Annotated in this window: 23 protein-coding genes and 1 pseudogene; 14 read left to right on the top strand and 10 right to left on the bottom strand. The window is 72.2% G+C overall.

The genetic code is table 11. The features are described from left to right. Positions 1-63: 63 nt before the first annotated feature. The gene (locus tag OO62_RS28380) at positions 64-747 is read right to left on the bottom strand and encodes a FadR/GntR family transcriptional regulator (RefSeq protein ID WP_033270483.1); all 684 of its coding nucleotides are present in this window, start codon (positions 745-747) and stop codon (positions 64-66) included. Between the two features lie 145 nt (positions 748-892). On the opposite strand from OO62_RS28380, the gene OO62_RS28375 reads away from it, so the two are divergent. The 4 genes from OO62_RS28375 (at position 893) to OO62_RS28365 (ending at position 3350) form a co-directional block, all read left to right on the top strand. Beyond that, positions 893-2188 carry a CynX/NimT family MFS transporter gene (locus OO62_RS28375; RefSeq protein WP_033270482.1) on the top strand — a complete coding sequence of 432 codons (1296 nt, stop codon included), beginning with the start codon at positions 893-895 and terminating at the stop codon, positions 2186-2188. 16 nt (positions 2189-2204) lie between these two features. Beyond that, the gene (locus OO62_RS41400; protein WP_266105127.1) at positions 2205-2321 is read left to right on the top strand and encodes an SGM_5486 family transporter-associated protein; all 117 of its coding nucleotides are present in this window, start codon (positions 2205-2207) and stop codon (positions 2319-2321) included. 184 nt (positions 2322-2505) lie between these two features. Further along, positions 2506-2745: a hypothetical protein gene (locus OO62_RS28370; RefSeq protein WP_033270481.1), complete on the top strand. Its 240-nt coding sequence runs from the start codon at positions 2506-2508 to the stop codon at positions 2743-2745. Positions 2746-2831: 86 nt separating this feature from the next. Continuing rightward, a complete protein-coding gene (locus OO62_RS28365) occupies positions 2832-3350 on the top strand; it encodes a SixA phosphatase family protein (protein ID WP_033270480.1) in 519 nt (172 codons plus the stop codon). A gap of 126 nt (positions 3351-3476) precedes the next feature. On the opposite strand, the gene serB is transcribed toward OO62_RS28365, so the two are convergent. After that, a complete protein-coding gene (serB, locus tag OO62_RS28360; protein WP_033270479.1) occupies positions 3477-4724 on the bottom strand; it encodes a phosphoserine phosphatase SerB in 1248 nt (415 codons plus the stop codon). A gap of 571 nt (positions 4725-5295) precedes the next feature. Here serB and OO62_RS28355 point away from each other — a divergent pair. After that, complete coding sequence (locus tag OO62_RS28355) at positions 5296-7854, top strand: ABC transporter ATP-binding protein/permease (RefSeq protein ID WP_033270478.1); 2559 nt, start codon at positions 5296-5298, stop codon at positions 7852-7854. 97 nt (positions 7855-7951) lie between these two features. Here OO62_RS28355 and OO62_RS28350 read toward each other — a convergent pair whose 3' ends face one another. From OO62_RS28350 to OO62_RS28335, 4 genes and pseudogenes are all read right to left on the bottom strand, one after another. Beyond that, positions 7952-8716 carry a transglycosylase SLT domain-containing protein gene (locus OO62_RS28350; RefSeq protein WP_033270477.1) on the bottom strand — a complete coding sequence of 255 codons (765 nt, stop codon included), beginning with the start codon at positions 8714-8716 and terminating at the stop codon, positions 7952-7954. 314 nt (positions 8717-9030) lie between these two features. Beyond that, positions 9031-9732, bottom strand: coding sequence for a nitroreductase family protein (locus tag OO62_RS28345; RefSeq protein ID WP_180290013.1), 702 nt, complete (start codon positions 9730-9732; stop codon positions 9031-9033). 16 nt (positions 9733-9748) lie between these two features. After that, positions 9749-10854 (bottom strand): annotated as a pseudogene (locus OO62_RS36625) (S-adenosylmethionine:tRNA ribosyltransferase-isomerase). Beyond that, positions 10851-11726 (bottom strand): SDR family NAD(P)-dependent oxidoreductase, encoded by an 876-nt coding sequence (locus tag OO62_RS28335; RefSeq protein ID WP_033270475.1) that lies wholly within the window; start codon positions 11724-11726, stop codon positions 10851-10853. Before OO62_RS28335 ends, OO62_RS36625 begins: the two are co-directional and overlap by 4 nt. Before the next feature lie 184 nt (positions 11727-11910). Between OO62_RS28335 and OO62_RS28330 the strand changes: the two genes are divergently transcribed. From OO62_RS28330 to OO62_RS28315, 4 genes are all read left to right on the top strand, one after another. Next, complete coding sequence (locus OO62_RS28330; RefSeq protein ID WP_033270474.1) at positions 11911-13068, top strand: GAF domain-containing sensor histidine kinase; 1158 nt, start codon at positions 11911-11913, stop codon at positions 13066-13068. Continuing rightward, positions 13061-13708 (top strand): response regulator, encoded by a 648-nt coding sequence (locus OO62_RS28325; protein WP_033270473.1) that lies wholly within the window; start codon positions 13061-13063, stop codon positions 13706-13708. Before OO62_RS28330 ends, OO62_RS28325 begins: the two co-directional genes overlap by 8 nt. A gap of 199 nt (positions 13709-13907) precedes the next feature. Next, positions 13908-14150 carry a chaplin gene (locus OO62_RS28320; RefSeq protein ID WP_033270472.1) on the top strand — a complete coding sequence of 81 codons (243 nt, stop codon included), beginning with the start codon at positions 13908-13910 and terminating at the stop codon, positions 14148-14150. A gap of 170 nt (positions 14151-14320) precedes the next feature. After that, on the top strand, positions 14321-14566 hold the full coding sequence (locus OO62_RS28315) for a chaplin family protein (protein WP_033270471.1): 246 nt from the start codon (positions 14321-14323) through the stop codon (positions 14564-14566). 297 nt (positions 14567-14863) lie between these two features. Here OO62_RS28315 and OO62_RS28310 read toward each other — a convergent pair whose 3' ends face one another. Next, entirely contained in the window at positions 14864-15676 is an 813-nt protein-coding gene (locus OO62_RS28310) for a hypothetical protein (protein WP_033270470.1), read from the bottom strand. Positions 15677-15765: 89 nt separating this feature from the next. Here OO62_RS28310 and OO62_RS28305 point away from each other — a divergent pair, with 89 nt between their 5' ends. From OO62_RS28305 to OO62_RS28290, 4 genes are all read left to right on the top strand, one after another. Next, positions 15766-16575: an ABC transporter ATP-binding protein gene (locus OO62_RS28305; RefSeq protein WP_033270469.1), complete on the top strand. Its 810-nt coding sequence runs from the start codon at positions 15766-15768 to the stop codon at positions 16573-16575. A gap of 98 nt (positions 16576-16673) precedes the next feature. After that, positions 16674-17087 carry an NfeD family protein gene (locus tag OO62_RS28300; protein WP_033270468.1) on the top strand — a complete coding sequence of 138 codons (414 nt, stop codon included), beginning with the start codon at positions 16674-16676 and terminating at the stop codon, positions 17085-17087. Between the two features lie 100 nt (positions 17088-17187). Continuing rightward, positions 17188-18126 (top strand): SPFH domain-containing protein, encoded by a 939-nt coding sequence (locus OO62_RS28295; protein WP_033270467.1) that lies wholly within the window; start codon positions 17188-17190, stop codon positions 18124-18126. A gap of 63 nt (positions 18127-18189) precedes the next feature. Beyond that, positions 18190-18957: a sulfite exporter TauE/SafE family protein gene (locus tag OO62_RS28290; RefSeq protein ID WP_033270466.1), complete on the top strand. Its 768-nt coding sequence runs from the start codon at positions 18190-18192 to the stop codon at positions 18955-18957. Positions 18958-18990: 33 nt separating this feature from the next. Here the strand turns inward: OO62_RS28290 and OO62_RS28285 are convergent, their stop codons facing one another. The 3 genes from OO62_RS28285 to OO62_RS28275 all read right to left on the bottom strand — a co-directional run bounded on the left by OO62_RS28285 (position 18991) and on the right by OO62_RS28275 (position 21287). After that, complete coding sequence (locus OO62_RS28285) at positions 18991-19494, bottom strand: HNH endonuclease (protein WP_033270465.1); 504 nt, start codon at positions 19492-19494, stop codon at positions 18991-18993. A 429-nt stretch (positions 19495-19923) separates the two neighbouring features. Continuing rightward, positions 19924-20463, bottom strand: a complete 540-nt coding sequence (locus OO62_RS28280) for a YbhB/YbcL family Raf kinase inhibitor-like protein (protein ID WP_033270464.1) — start codon at positions 20461-20463, stop codon at positions 19924-19926. 41 nt (positions 20464-20504) lie between these two features. Beyond that, positions 20505-21287, bottom strand: a complete 783-nt coding sequence (locus OO62_RS28275) for a sporulation protein (protein WP_033270463.1) — start codon at positions 21285-21287, stop codon at positions 20505-20507. 214 nt (positions 21288-21501) lie between these two features. Between OO62_RS28275 and OO62_RS28270 the strand changes: the two genes are divergently transcribed. Next, positions 21502-22152, top strand: coding sequence for a DNA-3-methyladenine glycosylase (locus tag OO62_RS28270; RefSeq protein WP_033270462.1), 651 nt, complete (start codon positions 21502-21504; stop codon positions 22150-22152). Positions 22153-22531: the final 379 nt, after the last annotated feature.

The following is a 22531-nucleotide window of genomic DNA, read 5'->3' as shown; positions in this document are numbered from 1 at the left end:
CCCCGAGCTCGTCCGTACTGCCCGTCCCGGTCTCCGGGGCGGGCAGTACGCGTTTCCCGGGGTTCAGGCGAGTTCGGCGAGGCCCGGCCGGCAGCCGAAGGGGTGGGCGCCCGCCTCGGCCGCCGCCCGGTCGCCGTCGCCCGCGCGGATCGCCTCCACCAGGCGGGAGTGGTCCATGTGCGCCTCGGGCCGCAGTTCCTCGCCGACATCGGCCCGCAGGAAGTCGCGCAGCACGCCGCCGAGGTCGGCGTAGATCTCGGCCAGCACCTCGTTGTGCGAGGCCGCCACGATCGCCATGTGCAACGTCGCGTCCGCCTCCACGAAGGACTCGGCCGCCCCCGACCTCCAGGCCGCCTCGCGCCGCTCCAGCAGCGCGTCGAGCTGCCGCAGGTCCTGCTCCGTACGGCGGCGCGCGGCGAGCCGGGCGGCGGTCGCCTCCAGGGCGCTGCGCAGCTCGGCGACGTGCCCGGGCTCGGCCGCCGCGAACCGCCGGTTCATCACCCCGGCCAGCTCGCTGGTCGCCACCACGTACGTGCCCGAGCCCTGCCGGATGTCCAGCAGCCCGTTGTGGGCCAGCGCGCGGACCGCCTCGCGGACGGTGTTGCGCGCCACCCCGAGCTGCTCGACGAGCTCCGGCTCGGTGGGGATGCGGGCTCCCACCGGCCACTCACCGGAGGTGATCTGGGCGCGCAGCTGCGCGATCACCTGGTCGGCCAGCGCGGAGCGGCGGGGCGAGGTCAGAGGCATGGCTGCGCTCCGGGGTGCAGGGGCGGACGGGTGGCTGCGGCACGGCGCCCGGCGGGTCCTTCCGGCCCCCGGCGCCGCCCGGGACAGCAGAGGCTACCGATATCGGCTGGACAGGCATTCATCCCATGATTCTATGATGGCTCCTATGGCAGACGACGACCTCGCGACCCTCGGCCCCGCCGCCGGGCCCCGTACCACCCCCACCGCCCCGGCCCCCGGCACACCGGAGCCGCCGGCCGGCGGCCCGCTCGCCCGCTGGCTGCCGCGGATCGTGACGGTCGGTCTCGTCCTGGCGGCGCTCAACCTCCGCCCCGCCATCACCAGCCTCGGCGCGCTCCTGGAGGAGGTCCGCGACGGCCTCGGCATGAGCGGCACCCTGGCCGGGCTGCTTACCTCCGTACCGCCCCTGTGCTTCGCCGTCTTCGGCTTCGCGGCCCCCCGGCTGGCCCGGCGCTGGGGGCCCGGCGCGGTGGTCTGCGCCGGGATGGCCGCGGTCGCGGTCGGCGTCGCGGTGCGCCCGTACGCGGGCGGCACCGGCGGCTTCCTCGCCGGCAGCGCGCTCGCCCTGGCCGGCATCGCGGTCAGCAATGTGCTGATGCCGGTCGTGATCAAGAGCTGGTTCCCCGACCGGGTGGGCCCGATGACCGGTCTCTACTCGATGGCGCTGGCCCTGGGCACCTCGCTGGCCGCGGCGCTCACCGTCCCCATGACCCGTGCGCTGGGCGGCAGTTGGCGGACCGGCCTGGCCGTGTGGGCGGCGCTCGCCGTGGTCGCCGTACTGCCCTGGCTCGCCGGGCCGGGCCGGCGCCGCGGCACCGCGGGTCCGGCCGCGGACGAACCCGCGCGCCCCGCGGAGCCCCCGGTGCGGATCGCCTCCTCGCCCACCGCCTGGGCGCTGGCCGTCTTCTTCGGCCTGCAGGCCACCGCCGCGTACATCACCATGGGCTGGATGCCGCAGATCTTCCGCGACGCCGGGGTCTCGGCCGGTACGGCGGGCGTGCTGCTCGCGGTCACCATGGCGATGGGTGTCCCGCTCTCCTTCGTGCTGCCCCGGCTCGCCTCCCGGATGCGGCACCAGGGCCCGCTCGCCGTGCTGCTCGGCCTGTGCGGCCTGGCCGGTTACGCCGGGCTGTGGCTTGCGCCGGCCGCCGGCGCCTGGGCCTGGGCGCTGCTGATGGGCATCTCGAACTGCGCCTTCCCGCTGGCCCTGACCATGATCGGGATGCGTTCGACCAGCTCCGCCGGGGTCGTCAAGCTCTCCGCCTTCGCGCAGAGCGTCGGCTATCTGATCTCCATCCCCGGGCCGCTGCTGGTCGGCACGCTCTACCAGCACAGCGGCGGCTGGGGGCTGCCGATCGCCCTGATGGCCGGGCTGATGGTGCCGCAGATCGCGGTGGGGGTGCTGGCCGGGCGGGACCGCCGGATCGAGGACGAGACCTGAGTGGGAGACTGGGCCCATGCCAGTGCTCGAACCGAATCCCCAGAACAGCCAGAAGAAGCTGCTCCTCATGCTGGGCCTCATGCTCGGTGTGACCGTCGTCGTCGCGATCGTGGCCAGTATCGCGGCGCCGTGACCCCGCGGCCCCGCCCCGCGGGGTGGGGACACCCCCCCGTCCCCTAGGGGACGGGCCTCAGGGGGAAGTGGGTGGCTTCCCGGGTAGGAACGGCCGCCGGTGATCCGTAGCTTCGGAGTACACCGCACCCGCGGTGGCGCGGCCGGTGGCCGCGCGGCTCCGATCCGCCCCGGAGGCGATCCGTATGTCCGCCGCGTTCAGCCGGCCACCCGCTGCCAGGGCCCGCCGCCCGCGGACCCGCGGCCTGCGGACGCCCGGTCTGCGGGCCCGCCTGCCGTGGTGGGCGCTGGCGCTGCCGGTCGTCTCCTTCACCGTCCTGCTGGCCCTGGTGGCGAGCCCGTCCCGGGCCAGCGCGGCGGGTGCCCCGCAGGGCCTGGCGCCGCTGCTGGAGCTGCTCGCCCGGCTCCTCGGCATCGGTGCGTGAGGAGCGCCCGCGTGCGCCGTCACCCTGCAGGGGGAGCGCTCCAACACCCCGCGCCGCACGCCGTCTTTCGTGCGAAGCTGGGACGCATGAGCGCCGATACACCCCGCCGGATTGTCCTCCTCCGACACGCCAAGGCCGAATGGTCGGAGACCAGCGACCATGAGCGCCCGCTCGCCGAGCGCGGCCGCAGGGACGCTCCCGTCGCCGGCCGCTGGCTGGCCGGCACCGGGATCATCCCCGACCTGACCCTGTGCTCGACGTCCCTGCGCACCCGCGAGACCTGGAAGCTCGCCGTCCACGAGCTCCCGCAGCGGCCCAAGACCGTCTACGAGGAGCGGATCTACGAAGCCTCCCTCGGCGAGCTCATCGCGCTGCTGAACGAGACCCCCGACGACGTCAACGACCTGATGCTGATCGGCCACAACCCGGGCGTGCACGCCCTCGCGGACGCCCTGTCCGGCGAGGCCGAGGCCGATCTGCTGCCGCGGATGAACCGCAGCGGCTTCCCGACCTCCGCCCTGGCCGTGGTCGCCTTCGACGGTTCGTGGAAGGCGCTGGAGCACGGCGTCGGCCGGCTGATCGCGTACTGGACGCCGCAGGGCTGAGCCACGCGGCCGCCGGCGCCGCCGCGCGGGGCCCCGGCCCGCCGGCCCGCACCACGAGAAGGGCCCCGGCACACCGCCGGGGCCCTTCTCTTCTCGCTGCTCGTGCGCCCCGTGCGGGGGCCGCGCTCACCCTGCGTGGGTGTCCGCCGCCTCGACCTCTTCCCGGGTGATGCCCAGCAGGTACAGCACGGTGTCCAGGAACGGCACGTTCACCGCGGTGTGCGCCGCCTCCCGCACCACCGGCTTGGCGTTGAAGGCCACCCCGAGGCCGGCCGTGTTCAGCATGTCCAGGTCGTTGGCGCCGTCACCGATCGCGACGGTCTGGTCCAGCGGCACCCCGGCCTGCCGCGCGAACTCCCGCAGCAGCCGCGCCTTGCCGGCCCGGTCCACGATGTCCCCGGTGACCCGGCCGGTCAGCTTGCCGTCGACGATCTCCAGGGTGTTGGCGGAGGCGAAGTCCAGCCCCAGCTCCTCCTTGAGCGCATCGGTGACCTGGGTGAAACCGCCCGAGACGACGCCGACTTGATAGCCGAGTCGCTTGAGGGTGCGCACCAGCGTGCGGGCGCCGGGCGTCAGCCGTACCTCCTTGCGCACGGCCTCCACCACCGACTCGTCGAGACCGCCGAGCAGCTCGACGCGGGCGTGCAGCGACTGCTCGAAGTCCAGCTCACCGCGCATCGCGGCGGCGGTCACCTCGGCGACCTCGGCCTCGCAGCCGGCGTGCGCCGCGAACAGCTCGATGACCTCGTCCTGGATCAGCGTCGAGTCGACGTCCATCACGACCAGCCGCTGCGCCCGGCGCTGCAGCCCGGCCGCGACCACCGCGACGTCCACGCCCAGCCGTGCCGCCTCGGGGGCCAGGACGGTGCGCAGCGCCTCGGTCACGGCGCCGGACACCGCGAACTCCACGGCGGTCACCGGATACTTGGCGAGCCGGAAAATACGGTCGATGTTGCCGCCGGAAGCCGTTATGGCGGCGGCGATGGCGGCGGCCGACTCCGCGGTGAGCGGGTGCCCGAGCACGGTGACGTGCGAACGGCCGGTGCCGCGCGGACGGTTGTCGCCCCGGCCGGAGATGATCTCCGCCTGGAGGTTCAGCGACTCGGCCCAGCTGTGCACGGTCGCCCGCAGGTCACCCTCGGACGAGCCGGTGGTGCCCTGGCCGGGGGAGGGGGTGGTGACCAGCGCGCACAGCGTGATGCGTCCCCGGGTCACGACCTGTTCGATGTCCACGACATCGACGGAGTAGGCAGCGAGGGTGTCGAAGAGCCCTGCGGTGATGCCGGGCCGGTCCTTCCCGAAGATCTTGACGAGCAGGGTCGGTACGTCATCGCCCGTTACGGCGGTGGCAGGCGGGATCTGCGATGCGCTCATGGTGCCCTTACGGTAACCGCCGGGCCGCCGGGTCCGTACGGGTGTCCGGGGTTCGGACCGGGCCGGACCCGGTGCCGCGTGCCCGCACCCCGTCACCCCGAGGCCCCGGCCGTCCCGCCGATCGTTATGGAGTCGTGTCCGGGGCCGTCCCGCTCCGCACGCCGCGGCGCGGCGCCCGGGAACGCCAACGCCCTTGCCGCGGGACGGCGTTCCGGACACCCGGCAACGGTGACGGAGCGCAACGGCCACGGCCGCGCCGGACCGTGGTTCCGCTCAGTGATGTGTCCGCTATCTCCCATGATGCGGCCTCCGGGGTGGGCCCGCACGGCGTCCCGGCGGCTGCCTGAGCCCCCGTGCGCACACCGGCCCGTCCGGAACACCCGTAATCCGGTGATCCCTGCCCTTCCATGGGTTCTTCCCGTGCTCCGGGAGTTTTGGCAGGGCCGGCCGAAGCCGCTCGCACCCCTCTCCCGTCCCGGTTTCCGGTCCACCGGCCGAGCCTGAAATAGTTCCTCACGATGTTCGCCATCCCTAGACTTCCCATACAGGGCGTCACTCGGGGGACTATGTAATGGGGCATGGAGTGCCTGAACTCGTACTGGAATTGAACGGACGGACCTGGACGCTCGATCCGTCCCGGTCCTACAACGTGGGCCGTGATCCGCAGGGGGACATGGTGCTCGACGACGCCAGGGTCTCCTGGCGGCACGCCACCGTGCGCTGGGCCGGCCGCGGCTGGATGATCGAGGACCAGGGCAGCACCAACGGCACGTACATCCAGGGCCAGCGGATCCACCAGATGGAGATCGGCCCCGGCTCGGCCGTGCATCTGGGCAACGCCACCGACGGCCCCCGGATGACGCTCTCCGCCGCGGCGCCGGCCGCCGACGCCTTCAGCGCCCGGCCCGCGATGGCCCCGCAGCAGCAGGCGGCCGCGCAGGGCTGGCAGGCGCCGGCCGCGCAGCAGCCGCCGGCCCACCAGCAGCCCGCGCACCAGCCGCCGCCCGCACAGCAGGGCTGGCAGGCGCCGCCGCAGGGCCAGCAGCCGCCGTACGTCCCGCCCCAGCAGGCGGCCCCGCAGCCCCAGGAGCGTCCCGCGCAGCGGCCGGCCGGAGCACCGGCCGGCGACCGCAGCCCGACCACCTTCCACCGCCTCGACACGGGCCGGGTGATGCGCATCGGCCGTGCGCTGGAGAACGAGCTGGTCGTCTCCGACCTCCAGGTCTCCCGCCACCACGCCGAATTCCACGCCACCGCCGACGGCCGCTTCGAGATCCGCGACCTCGGCAGCCACAACGGCACCTACGTCAACGGCCAGCCGGTCCCCAAGTCCGGCAAGGCCCCCGTCGGCCCGAACGACATCATCGGCGTCGGCCACTCCACCTTCCGGCTGGTCGGCGACCGGCTGGAGGAGTTCGTCGACACCGGCGAGGTCTCCTTCTCGGCCCGGCACCTCACGGTCACCGTCGACGGCGGCAAGCAGATCCTCAAGGACGTCTCCTTCGGCGTCCCGGAGAAGTCGCTGGTCGCGGTCATCGGCCCGTCCGGCTCCGGCAAGTCGACGCTGCTCAAGGCGCTGACCGGGTACCGTCCCGCCGACCAGGGCGACGTCCTCTACGACAACCGGAACCTCTACAAGCAGTTCGCCGAGCTGCGTCAGCGCATCGGTCTGGTCCCGCAGGACGACATCCTGCACAAGGAGCTGACCGTCCAGAAGGCCCTCAAGTACGCGGCCAAGCTCCGCTTCCCCGGCGACACCGCGGAGGCCGAGCGTGAGGCCCGGATCGACGAGGTGCTGCACGAGCTCAAGCTCCACGTCCACAAGGACAAGAAGGTCACCTCGCTCTCCGGCGGCCAGCGCAAGCGCGTCTCGGTGGCACTGGAGCTGCTGACCAAGCCGTCGCTGATCTTCCTGGACGAGCCGACCTCCGGCCTCGACCCGGGCATGGACCGCGATGTCATGCAGTTGCTGCGCGGCCTCGCCGACGACGGCCGCACGGTCCTGGTCGTCACCCACTCCGTGGCCGAACTCGGCCTCTGCGACAAGCTCCTGGTGATGGCGCCGGGCGGCGGCGTGGCCTACTTCGGCCCGCCGGCGGAGGCGCTCAACTTCTTCCAGTACGACACCTGGGCGGATGTCTTCTCGGCCTTCGAGAACTACCGCGACTACGACTGGATGGGCCGCTGGCGCGGCTCCCCGCACTATCAGTTGTACGCCGCGGACATCGACGCCGTCGCCCCGCAGTCGGTGAACGTCCAGCCGCCGCCGGCCCGCACCCAGAAGTCCCAGAGCTGGGGCTCGCAGCTGTGGACGCTGATGCGCCGTTACGTCTCGGTGCTCGCCTCCGACCGCGGCTTCCTGGCGCTGATGGTGATCCTGCCCGCGGTGCTCGGCATCGTCTCGATGCTGATCCCCAGCGACTTCGGCCTCGGCTACGGACCGCTGAACCGGCACCGCACCAACCGCGACGCCAGCACGATCATGCTGATCCTCGCGGTCGGCATGTGCTTCTCCGGCGCGGCGAACTCCGTCCGTGAGCTGATCAAGGAGCGGGTCATCTACGAGCGCGAACGGGCCACCGGCCTGTCGCGGTCGGCGTATTTGATGTCCAAGGTGATCGTGCTCGGTGTGGTCACCGCCTTCCAGGGCGTGATCATCGCGCTGATCGGCTTCTCGACCCGCAACATGCCCTCCGAGGGCCTGATCGTGCCCAAGCAGCCGGCGATCGAGATGACGCTGGCGATCATCGCGCTGGGCTTCACCTCGATGATGTTCGGCCTGGTCATCTCCTCGCTGGTCAAGACCGCCGAGAAGACCATGCCGCTGCTGGTCATGTTCGCCATCGTCCAGGTGGTCTTCACCGGCGTGCTCTTCCAGCTCTTCGACACCGTCGGCGTGGCCCAGGTGGCCTGGCTGATGCCGTCGCGCTGGGCGGTCGCCGCGATGGGCGCGACGGCCGACATGAACACCCTGCTCCCGTGGGAGCTGGGCAACCCCGACCCGCTGTGGAAGCACCAGACCGGCGTCTACGTGATGGACATGATCATTCTGATCAGCCTGGGCGTCGGACTCGCCTTCGTCGTCGCACGGCTGCTGCGCCGCCACGAGCCGGAGGTCATGCGCAAGTAGCGCGCACCCCACCGCAACGCCCGAGGGGCGGCACCCGATTGCGGGTGCCGCCCCTCGGCGGTGTGTGCGCGTGGCACGGAAGGTGTCAACCAGTGGCTCAGTAGGCCGAGTTGACGTTGTCCATCGAGCCGTACTTGGCGGCCGCGTAGTTGCAGGCGGCGGTGATGTTGGCGACCGGGTCGTAGATGTTCCAGGAGGTGCCCGCGACGTGGTACTGCTTGAACGTCGGGTCGATCACCTGCAGCAGGCCCTTGGACGGGATGCCGTTCTGGGCGTTGATGTCCCACAGGTTGATCGCCATGGGGTTGCCCGAGGACTCCCGGATGATGTTGCGGTACAGGCCGTTGTACGAGCCCGGGATGCCCTTCTTGGCCATCACGTCGAGCGACTGGCGGATCCAGCCGTCGAGGTTGTTCGGGTAGGTCTTGACGACCGGCTTCGGCGCGGCGGCGGGCTTCGGCGCGGCGGCCGGTATCGCGGTGCGGACGGCGGACCGGCTCGCGGCCTGCTGCGCCTTGCGCTGCTTCTCGGCCTTGGCCTTCGCCACCGCGGCGGCCTTCGCCTTGGCTGCCTTCTCGGCGGCGGCCTGCTTCGCGGCTGCCTCGGCCTTGCCCTGGGCGGTCGACTCGGCGGCCTGCTTGGCGATCGTGGCCTGCTGGGTCTTCGCGGCGGTGTCGACCGCGGCGAAGGCGACCGGCTTCACGTTCTCGATCGTCGTGGCCTGGGCCTTGCCCTGGCCGGCGTCGGCTCCCGGTACGAGGGCGAAGACCAGAGCGGCGGCACCGGCAGTGGCGACACCGGCGGCGGACAGCTTGTGCGTCCGGGTCAGGCGGTTGAGACCAGAAATGGCGTGCTGGGGCATGGCGGGACAGACCTTCCGATGGGCGGTATCGCACGGGCCTCGAACGGCGGCGAACGCCGAGTCCTGACCACGGCGCCGAGCGATGGAGGCCATTCTTAGCGGCCGAAAATTGCCCCGGCAAAGGTGTGACGTACGATCCGAGTTAGTGGAACCGTGTATCGGAATATTGCTTTCCGAATACTTGCTTCCCAGGTCACACGCTATTGCGGATCCCACTAACCCGGGTCGTACGTGATGTAGGCCCTATGCGCGGCGTCACACCGCGAGGGGGTTTGTCTCGCCGGACGTAATTGCGAATGCACAGGCTGTGTGCGTTAAACCTCGACCATTACCTGATCAAGGGACTTCCGGACGAGATCGGGCACCACGCACTCCGGCGCCGGATATCCCACCGGAATCACCGCGAACGCCTTCTCGTTCGCCGGACGCCCCAGCACCTCCTGGAGGAAGCGCATGGGACTGGGCGTGTGCACCAGCGCCGCCAGCCCCGACAGATGCAGCGCGGACAGCAGCATGCCGACCGCGATCCCCACCGACTCGTCGACGTAGTAGTGCTTGTGCTTGCTGCCGTCCGCGCCCAGCCGGTGCCGCTGCTGGAAGACGACGATCAGCTGCGGGGCGTCGGTCAGATGCGGTTTGACCTCGTCCGTGCCCAGCGGCCGCAGCGCCGCCAGCCACTCCTCGCCCAGCCGCCCCCGGTAGGAGACCTGCTCCTCCGCCTCCGCCGCCGCCCGGATCCGGCGGCGCACCTCGGGGTCCTTGACCAGCACGAACGTCCAGGGCTGCTGATGCGCCCCGGACGGCGCGGTGGCCGCACAGGCGATCGCGTCCCGCACCACCTGCTCCGGCACCGGGTCCGCGGCGAACTGCCGGACCGTACGCCGCCGGCTCATCCGCTCCCGCAGCTCGGCGGCCCGGGCCAGCGACTCGGCCGCGGGCATCCGCTCCGGGCGGTACGGCACCGGCCGGTAGGGCTCGCCGTCGGCCGGCGCCCAGCTCCTCGTTGAATGCGACATGCACCGAGTCTGGGACTCAGCCCGGCAGCAGCAGATGCAGGTCACCGAATTCGTGCCACAGGTAGCGACGCCGCACCGCCGCCGCATAGGCGCGCCCGAGCGCCTCCCCGTCCGCGGTCACCGACGCCACCGCCCCCAGCATCAGCAGATGCGACGCGGTGGGCTCGTGCAGCCCGGTGAGCAGGCCGTCCACCGCCCGTACGCCGCGCTCCGGGGTCACCACGAGGTCCGTCCAGCCGGCCGCGGCCCGTACCCGCCCGTCCGCCCCGGCCGCCGACTCCAGGGCCCGTACGGCCGTGGTGCCCACCGCGACGATCCGGCCGCCGGCAGCCCGCGGCGCCGTCCTCCGGCGGGCCCGCGCGGCGTTCACCAGCCACGCCGTCGCCGCCGGCACCACGAACCGCTCCGGGTACGGCGGCTCGAACGCCTCCGCCGACGCCACCCCCGTGTCCAGTGAGATCGGCGCGAACTGCACCCCCTTGCTGACCAGCCGCGCCACCAGCTCCGCGGTGAACGGCCGGGCCGCGCTCGGCATCTCCGCGCTGCCGCCGCCGGGGGAGTCCACCGCGAACACCGTCCGGTACGCCCCCAGCGGCTGGTCCCGGTCGGTGTAGCCGTACCGGATCGGCCGCCCGTGCCGCCGCATCAGCTCGTCCGCCCGGACGCCCCTCAGCCGCGCCCACCACAGCCGTACGCCCCCGGGGTCCACCGGCGCCTCCAGCACCAGCCGTGCCCCGCCCGGCAGCCGCACCACGGCGCCGGGCGGGCCGCCCGCCCGCGGGTGGGTGCTGCCCCGGCCGTCCGGGCTGCGCAGCTCGACCGCCCAGCGGCCGGCCACCGCCCGGCCCGGGTCGAGAAGTGCACCACCACCGGCTCGCCACGCCCCCGGCCGTCCCCGACCCGCCCGTCGACCGCCGCCGGCAGCGTGCTGGAGGTGTTGACGACCAGCACGTCCCCCGGCGCCAGCAGCTCCGGCAGCTCACCGAAGGCGTGGTGCGCGGGCTCCGCGGAACCCCGGCTCACCAGCAGCCGTACGGCGTCCCGGCCCAGTCCGGGGCCCCGCTGCTCGGCCGGCACCCGGGCGGACAGCTCCTCCGGTACGTGCAGCGTCTCCGCGCTCACCGGGCGCTCCCGCTGCCGGCCGGGGCCGCCGCCCCGGCCGCTGGGTACCGCCCGCTGGGGGCAGCCCCGTCCAGCAGCCGCAGCAGGGCGGGCACCACCGTCCCGGGGAGCGGCCGGCCGGAGTCGTCGTCGTCCGGGACGGCGGCCGCGTACAGCTCGGTCCGCATGTCGCCCGGGTCGACCCACCAGACGCGCAGCGCCGGCTCCTCCACCGCGAGCACCGCGGACAGCTGGTCCAGCGCGGCCTTGGAGGCCCCGTAGCCGCCCCAGGTGGGGTACGCCTCGACCGCCGCGTCCGAACTGAGGCAGAGGACGGCTCCACCCGCTCCCGCATAAGGGGTCGAATCGGACAAATAAGAATTATGGGAATTCCCGCATGCGGTGTGCGCCTCGTACGTCTCACTTCCCTCGTCCGGCCGTCCCGAAGGAGCTTCTCCTATATAAGGGGCCTCTCCTTCATACGAGGACAGATAGGAGCCATGGGTTGAATTGCGCAAAAGCGGCAAAGCAAGCTGAATCAGCCCCAGCGGCGCCACCACATTCACCTCCAGCGCCCGGCGCAGCCCGTCCAGCGGATGCTCCGCCAGCCGCACCAGCGGCGCGGCGCCCAGCGCGCTCGCGTTGTTCACCAGCAGATCGAGCCCGCCCAGCTCCGCCGCGGCGGCCGCCAGCGCCGCCCGGTGCCCGCCGTCCGCCACATCCCCGGCCAGTGCCACCACCCGGCCCCCCGACCCGCGCAGCTCCCGCGCCGCCTCCTGGAGCGGCCCGGCCGACCTGGCGTCCACCACCAGGTCCCAGCCGCGTGCGGCCAGCGCCCGGGCCAGCGCCCGGCCCAGTCCCTTCGACGCCCCCGTGATGATCGCCACCGGCATGATCGCGTCCCCTTCCCGCCGGGACGGCCGCCCCGGCCACGCCCTCACCGTAGGAACGCCCCCGCCCCGCGCACGTCGGCCGCCGGACCGGCCCCGGGCAGGGCATTCGCCCTAGGGCCGGGGGCCTAGGCGGAGGCGTCGCCGGACCGATACGGGCCGCGCGGCCCGCCGGTACGGTGAAGCCATGACCAACGGACCGGGAGCCGGGATCCCCGCGGTGAGCACCGCGATCCTGGCGATGAGCAGGCATCTGGAGGTGCGCGACGTCCTCAAGACGATCGTGGCCTCGGCCCGCGAGCTGCTGGACGCCGAGTACGCCGCCCTGGGAGTGCCCGACGACCACGGCGGCTTCGCCCAGTTCGTCGTCGACGGCGTCAGCGCGGAGCAGTGGAAGGCCATCGGCCCGCTGCCCCGCCAGCACGGCATCCTCGCCGCGATGCTGCACAACGCCACCCCCGAGCGGCTCGCCGACGTCCGCGAGGACCCCCGCTTCGGCGGCTGGCCGGCCGCCCACCCCGACATGTCCGACTTCCTGGGCCTGCCGGTCGCCGACGGCGACGAGATCCTCGGCGCCCTCTTCCTGGCCAACAAGCGCTGCCCCGAGGACGCTCCCTCCCGCCGGGAGGGCTGCGGCTTCACCGAGGACGACGAGCGCCTGCTCGGCATACTCGCCCAGCACGCCGCCATCGCCCTGACCAACGCCCGCCTCTACGAGCGCAGCCGCGAGCTCACCATCGCCGGCGAGCGGGCCCGGCTCGCCCACGAACTGCACGACGCGGTCGCCCAGAAGCTGTTCTCGCTCCGCCTGACCGCCCAGGCCGCCACCGCCCTGGTCGACCGCGACCCGGTCCGCGCCAAGGACGAACTCCACCAGGTCGCCGCGCTGGCCGCGGAGGCCGCCGAAGAACTGCGCGCCGCCGTCGTCGAGTTGCGCCCCGCGGCCCTGGACGAGGACGGGCTGGTGGCCACCCTCCGCTCGCAGATCCAGGTCCTGGACCGCGCCCACGCCGCCCGCGTGTCCTTCGCGGCCCACGGCGTGCGGGCGCTGCCGTCCGCCCAGGAGGAGGCCGTGCTCCGGGTCGCCCAGGAGGCGCTGCACAACGCCCTGCGGCACTCGGGAGCGGAGAGCGTCGAGGTCACCCTGTCCCGCGACGGCCAGGGCGCGCTGCTGCGGATCGCCGACGACGGCTGCGGCTTCGACCCCGGAGCCGTCCGCAGGGCCGGCCGCCACCTCGGCCTGGTGTCGATGCACGACCGGGCCGGCGGCGTCGGCGGAAAGCTCACGGTGGAGTCGGAGCCCGGCAAGGGCACCGCTGTCGAGATGGAGGTGCCCGGTGGCTGACATCCGGTCGATCCACGTCCTGCTCGTCGACGACCACCAGGTCGTACGCCGCGGGCTGCGGACGTTCCTGGAGGTCCAGGACGACATCGAGGTGGTGGGGGAGGCCGCCGACGGGGCCGAGGGCATCGCCGCCGCCGAACAACTGCGCCCGGACGTCGTCCTGATGGATGTGAAGATGCCCGGCACGGACGGCATCGAGGCGCTGCGCAAGCTGCGGGAACTCGACAACCCCGCCCGGGTGCTGGTGGTGACCAGCTTCACCGAGCAGCGCACCGTCGTCCCGGCGCTGCGCGCGGGCGCGGCCGGCTACGTCTACAAGGACATCGACCCCGAGGCGCTGGCCGCCGCCATCCGCTCCGTGCACGCCGGCCACGTCGTGCTGCAGCCCGAGGTGGCCGGCGCGCTGCTCTCGCAGGAGGAGGGCAACGGCGGGCAGGGGCGCGGCACCTCCCTCACCGACCGGGAGAGCGAGGTGCTCGCGCTGATCGCGGACGGCCGCTCCAACCGGGAGATCGCCCGCGCGCTGGTGCTGTCGGAGAAGACCGTCAAGACCCACGTCTCCAACATCCTCATGAAGCTCGACCTCGCCGACCGCACGCAGGCCGCGCTGTGGGCCGTACGGCACGGAATCGGGGCCTGAGCAGCCACGAAGCCCGGCCGGACCGGGGGTGCGACGGTCGTCCCGTACGACAATGCGTCAACCCGAACGTCGCCCTCCGGTCCGAGATTCATACTGTCGTGTAGCGGTAGCCCGTTCGGCGTATCCCTCCTCGAGCCGGACCGTTGTCCAGAGCAGTCGTGGCGGCTGGTCACGACAACGGCAATGAGGAGCAAGAGAAGTGAAGAACATCAAGCGCGCAGCGGCCATCACGATGGCGGCGAGCGGTCTCGCCCTCGCGGGCGCCGGCGTCGCTTCGGCGCACGGCCCGCAGGCGGTGGGCGGCGCCACGCACTCCCCCGGTGTCGTCTCCGGCAACGTCGTCCAGGTCCCGGTGCACGTCCCGGTCAACGTCTGCGGCAACACCATCTCCGTCGTCGGTCTGCTCAACCCCAGCTTCGGCAACCCCTGCGTCAACAACTGACCGCAGGTCCCCGCCCGCAGGGCCCGCACGCTCCGCGCCGTGCCGTGGTCCACGGCCCGCGCGGAGCGCGCCGGACCGGTCCCCGTCACCCCCTGGACACCCGGCCGGTCCGCTCTCCGCACCGTCACCGTCATCCGGCCGGCCTCGTGCCGCCAAGTGAGGAACACCCCATGAACACCGCCAAGAAGGCCGCCCTCGTCCTGTCCGCCACCGGTCTCGCCCTGAGCGCGGCCGCCGGTTCGGCCTTCGCCACCGGTGGCGCCCAGGCCGCCGGTGGTGCCACGAACTCTCCCGGCGTCGGCTCCGGCAACCTCGTCCAGGCCCCGGTGCACGTCCCCGTGAACGTCAACGGCAACACCGTCAACGTCGTCGGCGTCCTCAACTCGGCGTTCGGCAACCTCAGCACCAACAACTGAACTGCCCGACCGGGGCTGAACGGCTCAGCTGCGCCGAGCCGTTCAGCCCCGCGGTGCTGCCGTCCCCCTCCCCACCGCGTCGTCCTGCGCGGCCCTGCGCCCCCACGTAAGGAACTCACCCTCATGAACACCGCCCCAAAGGCCGCACTCGTCGTCGCCGGCACCTGAGGCTGTCCGGGGCGGGGTGAACAGCTCGCCCTGCCCAGAGCTGTTCGGCCCGTCCCGGCCACGGCCCCGCCGTCGACCACACAATGGTCCGGCGGGGCCCGTCCGTGCTGCTCCCGCCCTCCGCCGGGTTCACCCCCGGTGCCGCTCCCGCTCCTCCACCGCGGAGTTGTACGCCGCCACCTGCGCCCGCCGGGCCGTACGGTCCACCGGGCGCAGCGCCTCCGCGCGGGCCGCGATCTCCGACGAGCTCACCGCGCCGCCGTGCTCCCCGTCCCCGCCGGCGTCGCGCGCGATGTCGATCAGCGCCCCGACCCGCTGCGCCAGCTCCAGCACCCGCACCGCCCGCGGCGGATAGCCGGGCGCCAGCACCTGCCGGCCGGCCTCCGCCCGCGCCCGGTACGCCTCCAGCGCCGCCTGCGCCACCGGCCCGGACCCGGCCACGTCCAGCTTCGAGAGCACCTCGGTCGCCTCCCGCAGCGCCTCCGCCAGCTCCCGCTCCGCCTCGCCCAGCGACGGCACGTCGGCCGGCGGGGCCTCCCGCACCGGCAGACACCGCCAGACCACCTCGACGTGCACATCGGGCGCGGCACCGCCCTCCGGCCCGGCCTCGTACGTCTCCGGGACCAGCCCCAGCCCGGCGCCCACGGCGAGCACCGCCTCCCCGGCCTCCAGCGCCCGCGCGTTGAATTCCGGCGGGCCGCACAGGCCCAGCGGATGCCCCGCCACCGGCAGCGCCACCCGCAGGCCGACCGCGCCCAGCGTCCGCAGCCGGCCCAGCGCGAGCGTCAGGCCCACCGGCGCGGCCTCCCCGGGCAGGTCCTCCACGCGGTGCACCGCGTCGTCCTCCGCGATCCGGTGCGCGGCTTCATCAGGTGAGACAAGTCCGGCCAAAAGGGCATTTCCCCAGGCCGCCAACCGTCCCGAACGAGGTTCATCGAGCATGGTCCCCAGCCTAGGGAACAGCACTGACAACGAGTGGCGTAGGTTTGCAGGGGCTGCGCCTACAGGTGCGCCGCGACGACCGAGAAGCAATGGGAGACAACGCGCTCATGAGCGATGTGCTGGAGCTGGTGGACGTATCCGTGGTCCGCGAAGGACGGGCTCTGGTGGACCAGGTCTCCTGGTCGGTGAAGGAGGGGGAGCGCTGGGTGATCCTCGGCCCCAACGGCGCCGGCAAGACCACCCTGCTCAATATCGCCTCCAGCTACCTCTACCCGACCACGGGCACCGTCTCGATCCTCGGTGAGCAGCTCGGCAAGGTCGACGTCTTCGACCTGCGCCCGCGCATCGGCATCGCCGGCATCGCGCTCGCCGACAAGCTGCCGCGCAGCCAGACCGTCCTGCAGACCGTGCTCACCGCCGCGTACGGCATGACCGCGCACTGGCAGGAGAACTACGAGGACATCGACGAGCAGCGCGCCCGCGCCTTCCTCGACCGCCTCGGCATGAACGACTACCTCGACCGGAAGTTCGGCACCCTGTCCGAGGGCGAGCGCAAGCGCACCCTGATCGCCCGCGCGATGATGACCGACCCCGAGCTGCTCCTGCTGGACGAGCCGGCCGCCGGCCTCGACCTCGGCGGCCGCGAGGACCTGGTCCGCCGCCTCGGCCGTCTCGCCCGCGACCCGTACGCCCCCTCGATGCTGATGGTCACCCACCACGTCGAGGAGATCGCCCCCGGCTTCACCCACGTGCTGATGATCCGTCAGGGCAAGGTGCTGGCCGCCGGCCCCATCGACCTGGAGCTGACCTCCAGCAATCTCTCGCACTGCTTCGGCCTGCCGCTGGTCGTCGAGCGCGTGGGCGACCGCTTCACCGCCCAGGGCCTGCCGCTGACCTGAGCCGTGGTCCGCAACGGGCCCCGGCCGGCCGGGCGCTGACCGATCGCACCCTGTCCCGGCCGCCCGCACGGATCTACCATGAACCCGTGGATCCATGGGTGTGGTGGCTGATCGCCGCCGTAGGACTGGGAATTCCTCTCGTCGTGACCGCGATGCCCGAATTCGGGATGCTCGCGGCCGGCGCCGTCGCCGGTGCCGTCACCGCAGCGCTCGGTGGCGGCACCGTCGCGCAATTCCTCGTGTTCGCCGCCGTATCGGTCGCGCTGATCGCCGTCGTACGCTCCCTCGCCGCCCGCCAGCGCGGTCAGAGCCCCGGCCTCGCCTCCGGGATCGACGCCCTCAAGGGCAGGAGCGCCACGGTCCTGGAACGCGTCGACGGCGGGGCCGGCGGCCGCATCAAGCTGGCCGGCGAGATCTGGTCCGCCCGCGCCCTCGACGGCGACCGGATCTACGAACCGGGCCAGCAGGTCGACGTCGTCGACATCGACGGCGCCACCGCCGTCGTCATCTGACTCGAACACGCTGCGCGACGAGCCATGTCTCTGAAACACTGATCACCGGCAAGCCGGTCACCGGCCGGCGCGACCAGCAACGAAGGGCACGGGAGCCGCTGTGGAACCGATCATCATCGTCCTGATCATCCTGGTGGTGCTCGTGTTCATCGCACTCATCAAAACGATCCAGGTCATCCCACAGGCCAGCGCGGCCATCGTGGAGCGCTTCGGCCGCTACACCCGTACGCTCAACGCCGGCCTGAACATCGTCGTCCCGTTCATCGACTCGATCCGCAACCGCATCGACCTCCGCGAGCAGGTCGTGCCGTTCCCGCCGCAGCCGGTGATCACCCAGGACAACCTCGTCGTGAACATCGACACGGTGATCTACTACCAGGTCACCGACGCCCGCGCCGCGACGTACGAGGTCGCCAGCTACATCCAGGCGATCGAGCAGCTCACCGTCACCACCCTCCGCAACATCATCGGCGGCATGGACCTGGAGCGGACGCTGACCTCCCGCGAGGAGATCAACGCGGCGCTGCGCGGCGTCCTCGACGAGGCCACCGGCAAGTGGGGCATCCGCGTCAACCGCGTCGAGCTCAAGGCCATCGAGCCGCCGACCTCCATCCAGGACTCGATGGAGAAGCAGATGCGTGCCGACCGCGACAAGCGCGCCGCCATCCTCCAGGCCGAAGGTGTCCGGCAGTCGCAGATCCTGACCGCCGAGGGTGAGAAGCAGTCCTCGATCCTGCGCGCCGAGGGTGAGGCGAAGGCCGCCGCGCTGCGCGCCGAGGGCGAGGCCCAGGCGATCCGGGTGGTCTTCGAGTCGATCCACGCCGGAGACCCGGACCAGAAGCTGCTCTCCTACCAGTACCTCCAGATGCTCCCGAAGATCGCCGAGGGTGACGCCAACAAGCTCTGGATCGTCCCCAGCGAGATCGGCGACGCCCTCAAGGGCCTCGGCGGCGCCCTCGGCAACTTCACCCCGCCGACCGGCGGCGGCTCCATCCCCAAGCCCGGCGGACCGAAGCACGAAACGCCCCCGATCGACTGACCCCGCACCCCCTGGTGCATGATCGGGCGGGACCGCACCGCTCATGCACCAGGGGGAATCCGCGTGACCATCTGGGAAGCCGTCGCCGTCCTCGCCGCGGGGCTGGGCGCCGGCACGATCAACACCATCGTCGGATCCGGGACGCTCATCACCTTCCCGGTGCTGCTCGCCTTCGGCCTGCCGCCCGTCACGGCCAACGTCTCCAACACCCTCGGCCTGGTGCCCGGTTCACTCAGCGGCGCCTTCGGCTACCGCCGTGAACTGACCGGCCAGCGCCGCCGGCTGCTGCGCTTCGGCGCCACCGCCCTCCTCGGCGGCCTGAGCGGGGCGATCCTGCTGCTGGCGCTGCCCTCCACGGCCTTCGACACGATCGTCCCCGTGCTGATCGCCGTGGCGCTCGTCCTCGTCGTCGTCCAGCCCCGGCTGGCCAAGAAGCTGCGCGCCCGCCGCGAGCGCAACGGCACCGCCCCCCACCCCGACGGCGGCATCGCCCTGTTGCTCGGCCTGCTGCTCGCCAGTACCTACGGCGGATACTTCGGCGCCGCCCAGGGCGTGCTCTACCTCTCCCTGATGGGCCTGCTGCTCCACGAGGACCTCCAGCGGATCAACGCCCTCAAGAACGTCCTCGCCGCGATCGTCAACGGCGTCGCCGCGGTCTTCTTCCTCTTCGTCGCCACCTTCGACTGGACCGCCGTCCTCCTGATCGCGGTCGGCTCCACCCTCGGCGGCCAGCTCGGCGCCAAGGTCGGCCGCCGGCTGCCGCCCACCGCGCTGCGCGCCGTCATCGTCGTCGTCGGCCTGCTGGCCATCGTCCAACTCCTCCTCAAGTGAGGGGAGCCGGACGACGGCCCGGCGGCCGGACGGTCAGGCCGGCAGCGCCAGCCACTCCGGCAGGCCCTCCCGTACGGACACCCCCAGCGTCGACAGCAGCGCGTCCGCCGGCGTCGGCTCGAACGGCCGCCGCAGCAGCTGCATGCCCGCCTGCTCGGGCGTCCGGTCCGCCTTGCGGTGGTTGTCCTCCGCACACGAGGCGACGGTGTTCAGCCAGGTGTCCCCGCCGCCGTGCGACCGCGGCACGACGTGGTCGACCGTCGTCGCCCGGCGCCCGCAGTACGCGCACCGGTGCTGGTCACGCACCAGTACGCCCCGCCGCGACCACGGCGCCCGTCTTCGGAACGGCACCCGTACGTACCTGCTGAGCCTGATCACCTGCGGCACCGGGACGTCCACCGAAGCGGCACGGATCCGCAGACCCGGGTGCGCGTGCTCGACGACGGCCTTGTCCTGCATGACCAGCACCACCGCGCGCCGCAGCGACACCGTCGCCAGCGGCTCGAAGCTCGCATTCAGCACCAGCGTCTCGCGCATCCCGTCCACCTCCCGGACCCGCTCCGCCCCCGTGGCGAAGTTGCTCCACTGTGCAGCGGCAGGTATTCCCCGAACAACGCAATTTCCGCACGCCACAAGGGAAATGGGGAGTGAGGGGAAGATGAAGACCGGGTGCTCCGGCGGCGACCCGCGCGCACCGGGGGAGCCGGGAAGGACCGCCCCGCTCACCGGGACGGCACATGAGAGATCGCTCCGGGTCCCACCCCCGTGAATACGCGAGACCCGGAGCGAACGACAGCCGGCGAGGACGCCCGACACGAGTCCGGGCTCCGGCGAGCCGGGGCGACACACCTGCGCCCCGCCGCTCCCGCCACTGCGGTACCAGCTGTCCGACGCCCTGATGAGGGGCGGCGGCTCGGGTACCACTCTGCGTGCGGGAAGCGCCGGGGCGCAACGGAATTACGGCGCTCAGCCCGCCGCCGGGACCTCGTACTCGGCGATCAGCTGGGCCCGCCCGATCGTGTGGAACCGCAGATTGAATCCCACCACCGCGGGCGAGACGTCCGCGCCCGGACCGAGCTTCTCCTGGTCCACGGCGTACACCGTGAACACATAGCGGTGCGGACCGTCCCCGGGCGGCGGCGCCGCGCCCCCGAAGTCCCGCGTCCCGTAGTCGTTACGGACATGCACGGCCCCCTCGGGAAGCCCCTTCATGTCGCCGCTGCCCGCCCCGGCCGGCAGCTCCGTCACCGACGCCGGAAGGTCGAACAGCACCCAGTGCCAGAAACCGCTGCCGGTCGGCGCGTCCGGGTCGTAGCAGGTGACGGCGTAGCTCTGCGTCCCCGCGGGCGCGCCCTCCCACCGCAGGTGCGGCGAGCGGTTCCCCTCGGCGTGTACCTGCTCCGGCCGCAGCGTCCCGCCCGGCTCCACCTCGTCGCTCAGCACGGTGAACTCCGGCACCGGCGGATGGAAATCGTGCGGGAGCGGCCGCCGCTTCAGCTCGGACACTCGAACCTCCTGGTCGCTTGCTGACACTTCGTCCGGCCAGGTTAGAGCCAGTTCCGCTTGCCGCCGACCTCCGCCAGCCACTGGTTGAGGTACGCCGCCCAGTCGGTCCCCTGGAAGTCCTGCAGACCGACCGTGAACGACCGGTAGGTGTCCGACCCCTCGGTGAACAGACCCGGCTTCTTGTCCATCTCCAGCACGACGTCCATCTCCCGGTCGTCCGCGACGAACGAGAGCTCGACCTGGTTGAGCCCGCGGTACTGCTGCGGCGCGTAGAACTCGATCTCCTGGTAGAAGGGCAGATGCTGTCGCGTGCCCCTGATGTGCCCCTGCTCGAGGTCGGCGGCCTTGAAACGGAACCCGAGCCGACCGAACGCGTCGAGGATCGCCTGCTGGGCCGGCAGCGGGTGCACATTCACCGGGTCGAGGTCGCCGGAGTCCACCGCCCGCGCGATCGCCAGCTCCGTCGTCACACCGACGCTCATCCCGTGCAGGTGCGTCCCCAGGAACGTGGTGATCGGCGTCTCCCACGGGATCTCCAGCCCGAACGGCACGGTGTGCGCCGCCCCGGCCTGCACCTCGAACGCCCCGCCCAGCTGGACCTTGGTGAACTCGACGTTCCGCTTGTACTCCTCGTCGCCGCTCTCCACCTCCACCCGCGCCTGCAGCCCGACGGACAGCCCCTGGATCTCCTGGGCCACCGACCCGCCCTGGATCCGCACCTCACCCTGCACGACCCCACCCGGGACGACGTTCTCCTCGAAGAGCACCGTCTCCACCGACGCGCCTCCGGCGCCCAGGCTCGCCAGCAGCTTCTTGAATCCCATGCTCTTCCTCCCCAGGCGCAGCGCCTGTGTTCCGTTGTCGTGCGTACCGGGAACCGGCCCCGGCCCGAACGGCCCGCTTCCGGCGGACCGCCGCCCGCGCATTGCTTCCTACGAACGCGAAACCGCGCAGGCCGGTTCCACGGCCACACTTTCCCAATCCCGACGTCCCCCTGGCCAGCCGCCTCCCGCGAGCGCTCCACTACCCTCGTACCGCATGACCGACGTACCGGAACGAATGCCGCTCAACCGCGACTTCTTCGCCCGCCCCGTCATAGAGGTGGCCCCTGAGCTCCTCGGCCGCACCCTCGTACGCCACACCCCCGACGGCCCGATCGAACTCCGGCTCACCGAGGTCGAGGCGTACGACGGCGAGAACGACCCCGGCTCCCACGCCTACCGCGGCCGCACCGCGCGCAACGCCACGATGTTCGGCCCGCCGGGGCACGCGTACGTCTACTTCATCTACGGCATGTGGTTCAGCCTCAACGCGGTCTGCGGCCCCGAGGGCCAGGCCAGCGGTGTCCTGCTGCGCGCCGGGAAGATCATCCGCGGTGCCTCGCTGGCCGCGGCCCGCCGCCCCAAGGCCCGCAGTGCCAACGAACTGGCCAAGGGCCCGGCCCGCCTGGCCACCGCCCTCGACATCGACCGGAGCCTGGACGGCGTCGACCTGTGCCGCGGCGGCGACGCCCCGCTCACCCTGCTGCAGGGCGACCCGCCGGCCCCCGCCCTCGTGCGCCACGGCCCGCGCACCGGCGTCGGCGGCGATGGGGCCCACCACCCCTGGCGCTACTGGATCGCGGACGACCCGACCGTCAGCCCGTACCGTCGCCACGTGCCCCGCCGCCGCGCGACCAGCGCTACTTGACTCTCCACCGTCAACCGCCTAACGTAGCCCGAGCCGCTGGAGACGGGCAGCGCTCTCTGCGCAGACCGCCAGGTGGCAAAACCAACTACTGCGAACAAACCCCTGACGGGTCTTTTTGGCGTTGCCAAAATTCGACCCCGCCGACTCGATTATGAGCCGCCAGGGAAAGCCGCTAAAGTTGAAACGCGCCGAAAGAACAGCGGTAAAAGCCGTTCCAAAGCGCTCTCCGACGAAAATCGGAACCGGAATCAAAGCGAATCCGGATCTGATAGAGTCGGAGCCGCGAAGAAGCCGAAAGGCCGAATCGCACCGGCGAAAATCGGAACCGCAAGGATCTGATAGAGTCGGAAACGCAAGACCGAAGGGAAGCGCCCGGAGA

It is taken from the genome of Streptomyces lydicus (assembly GCF_000717345.1).
GTDB lineage: Bacteria > Actinomycetota > Actinomycetes > Streptomycetales > Streptomycetaceae > Streptomyces > Streptomyces lydicus.
The sequence above is the reverse complement of the archived record's forward strand: the minus strand, read 5'-3'. Positions and strand labels throughout refer to the sequence as shown.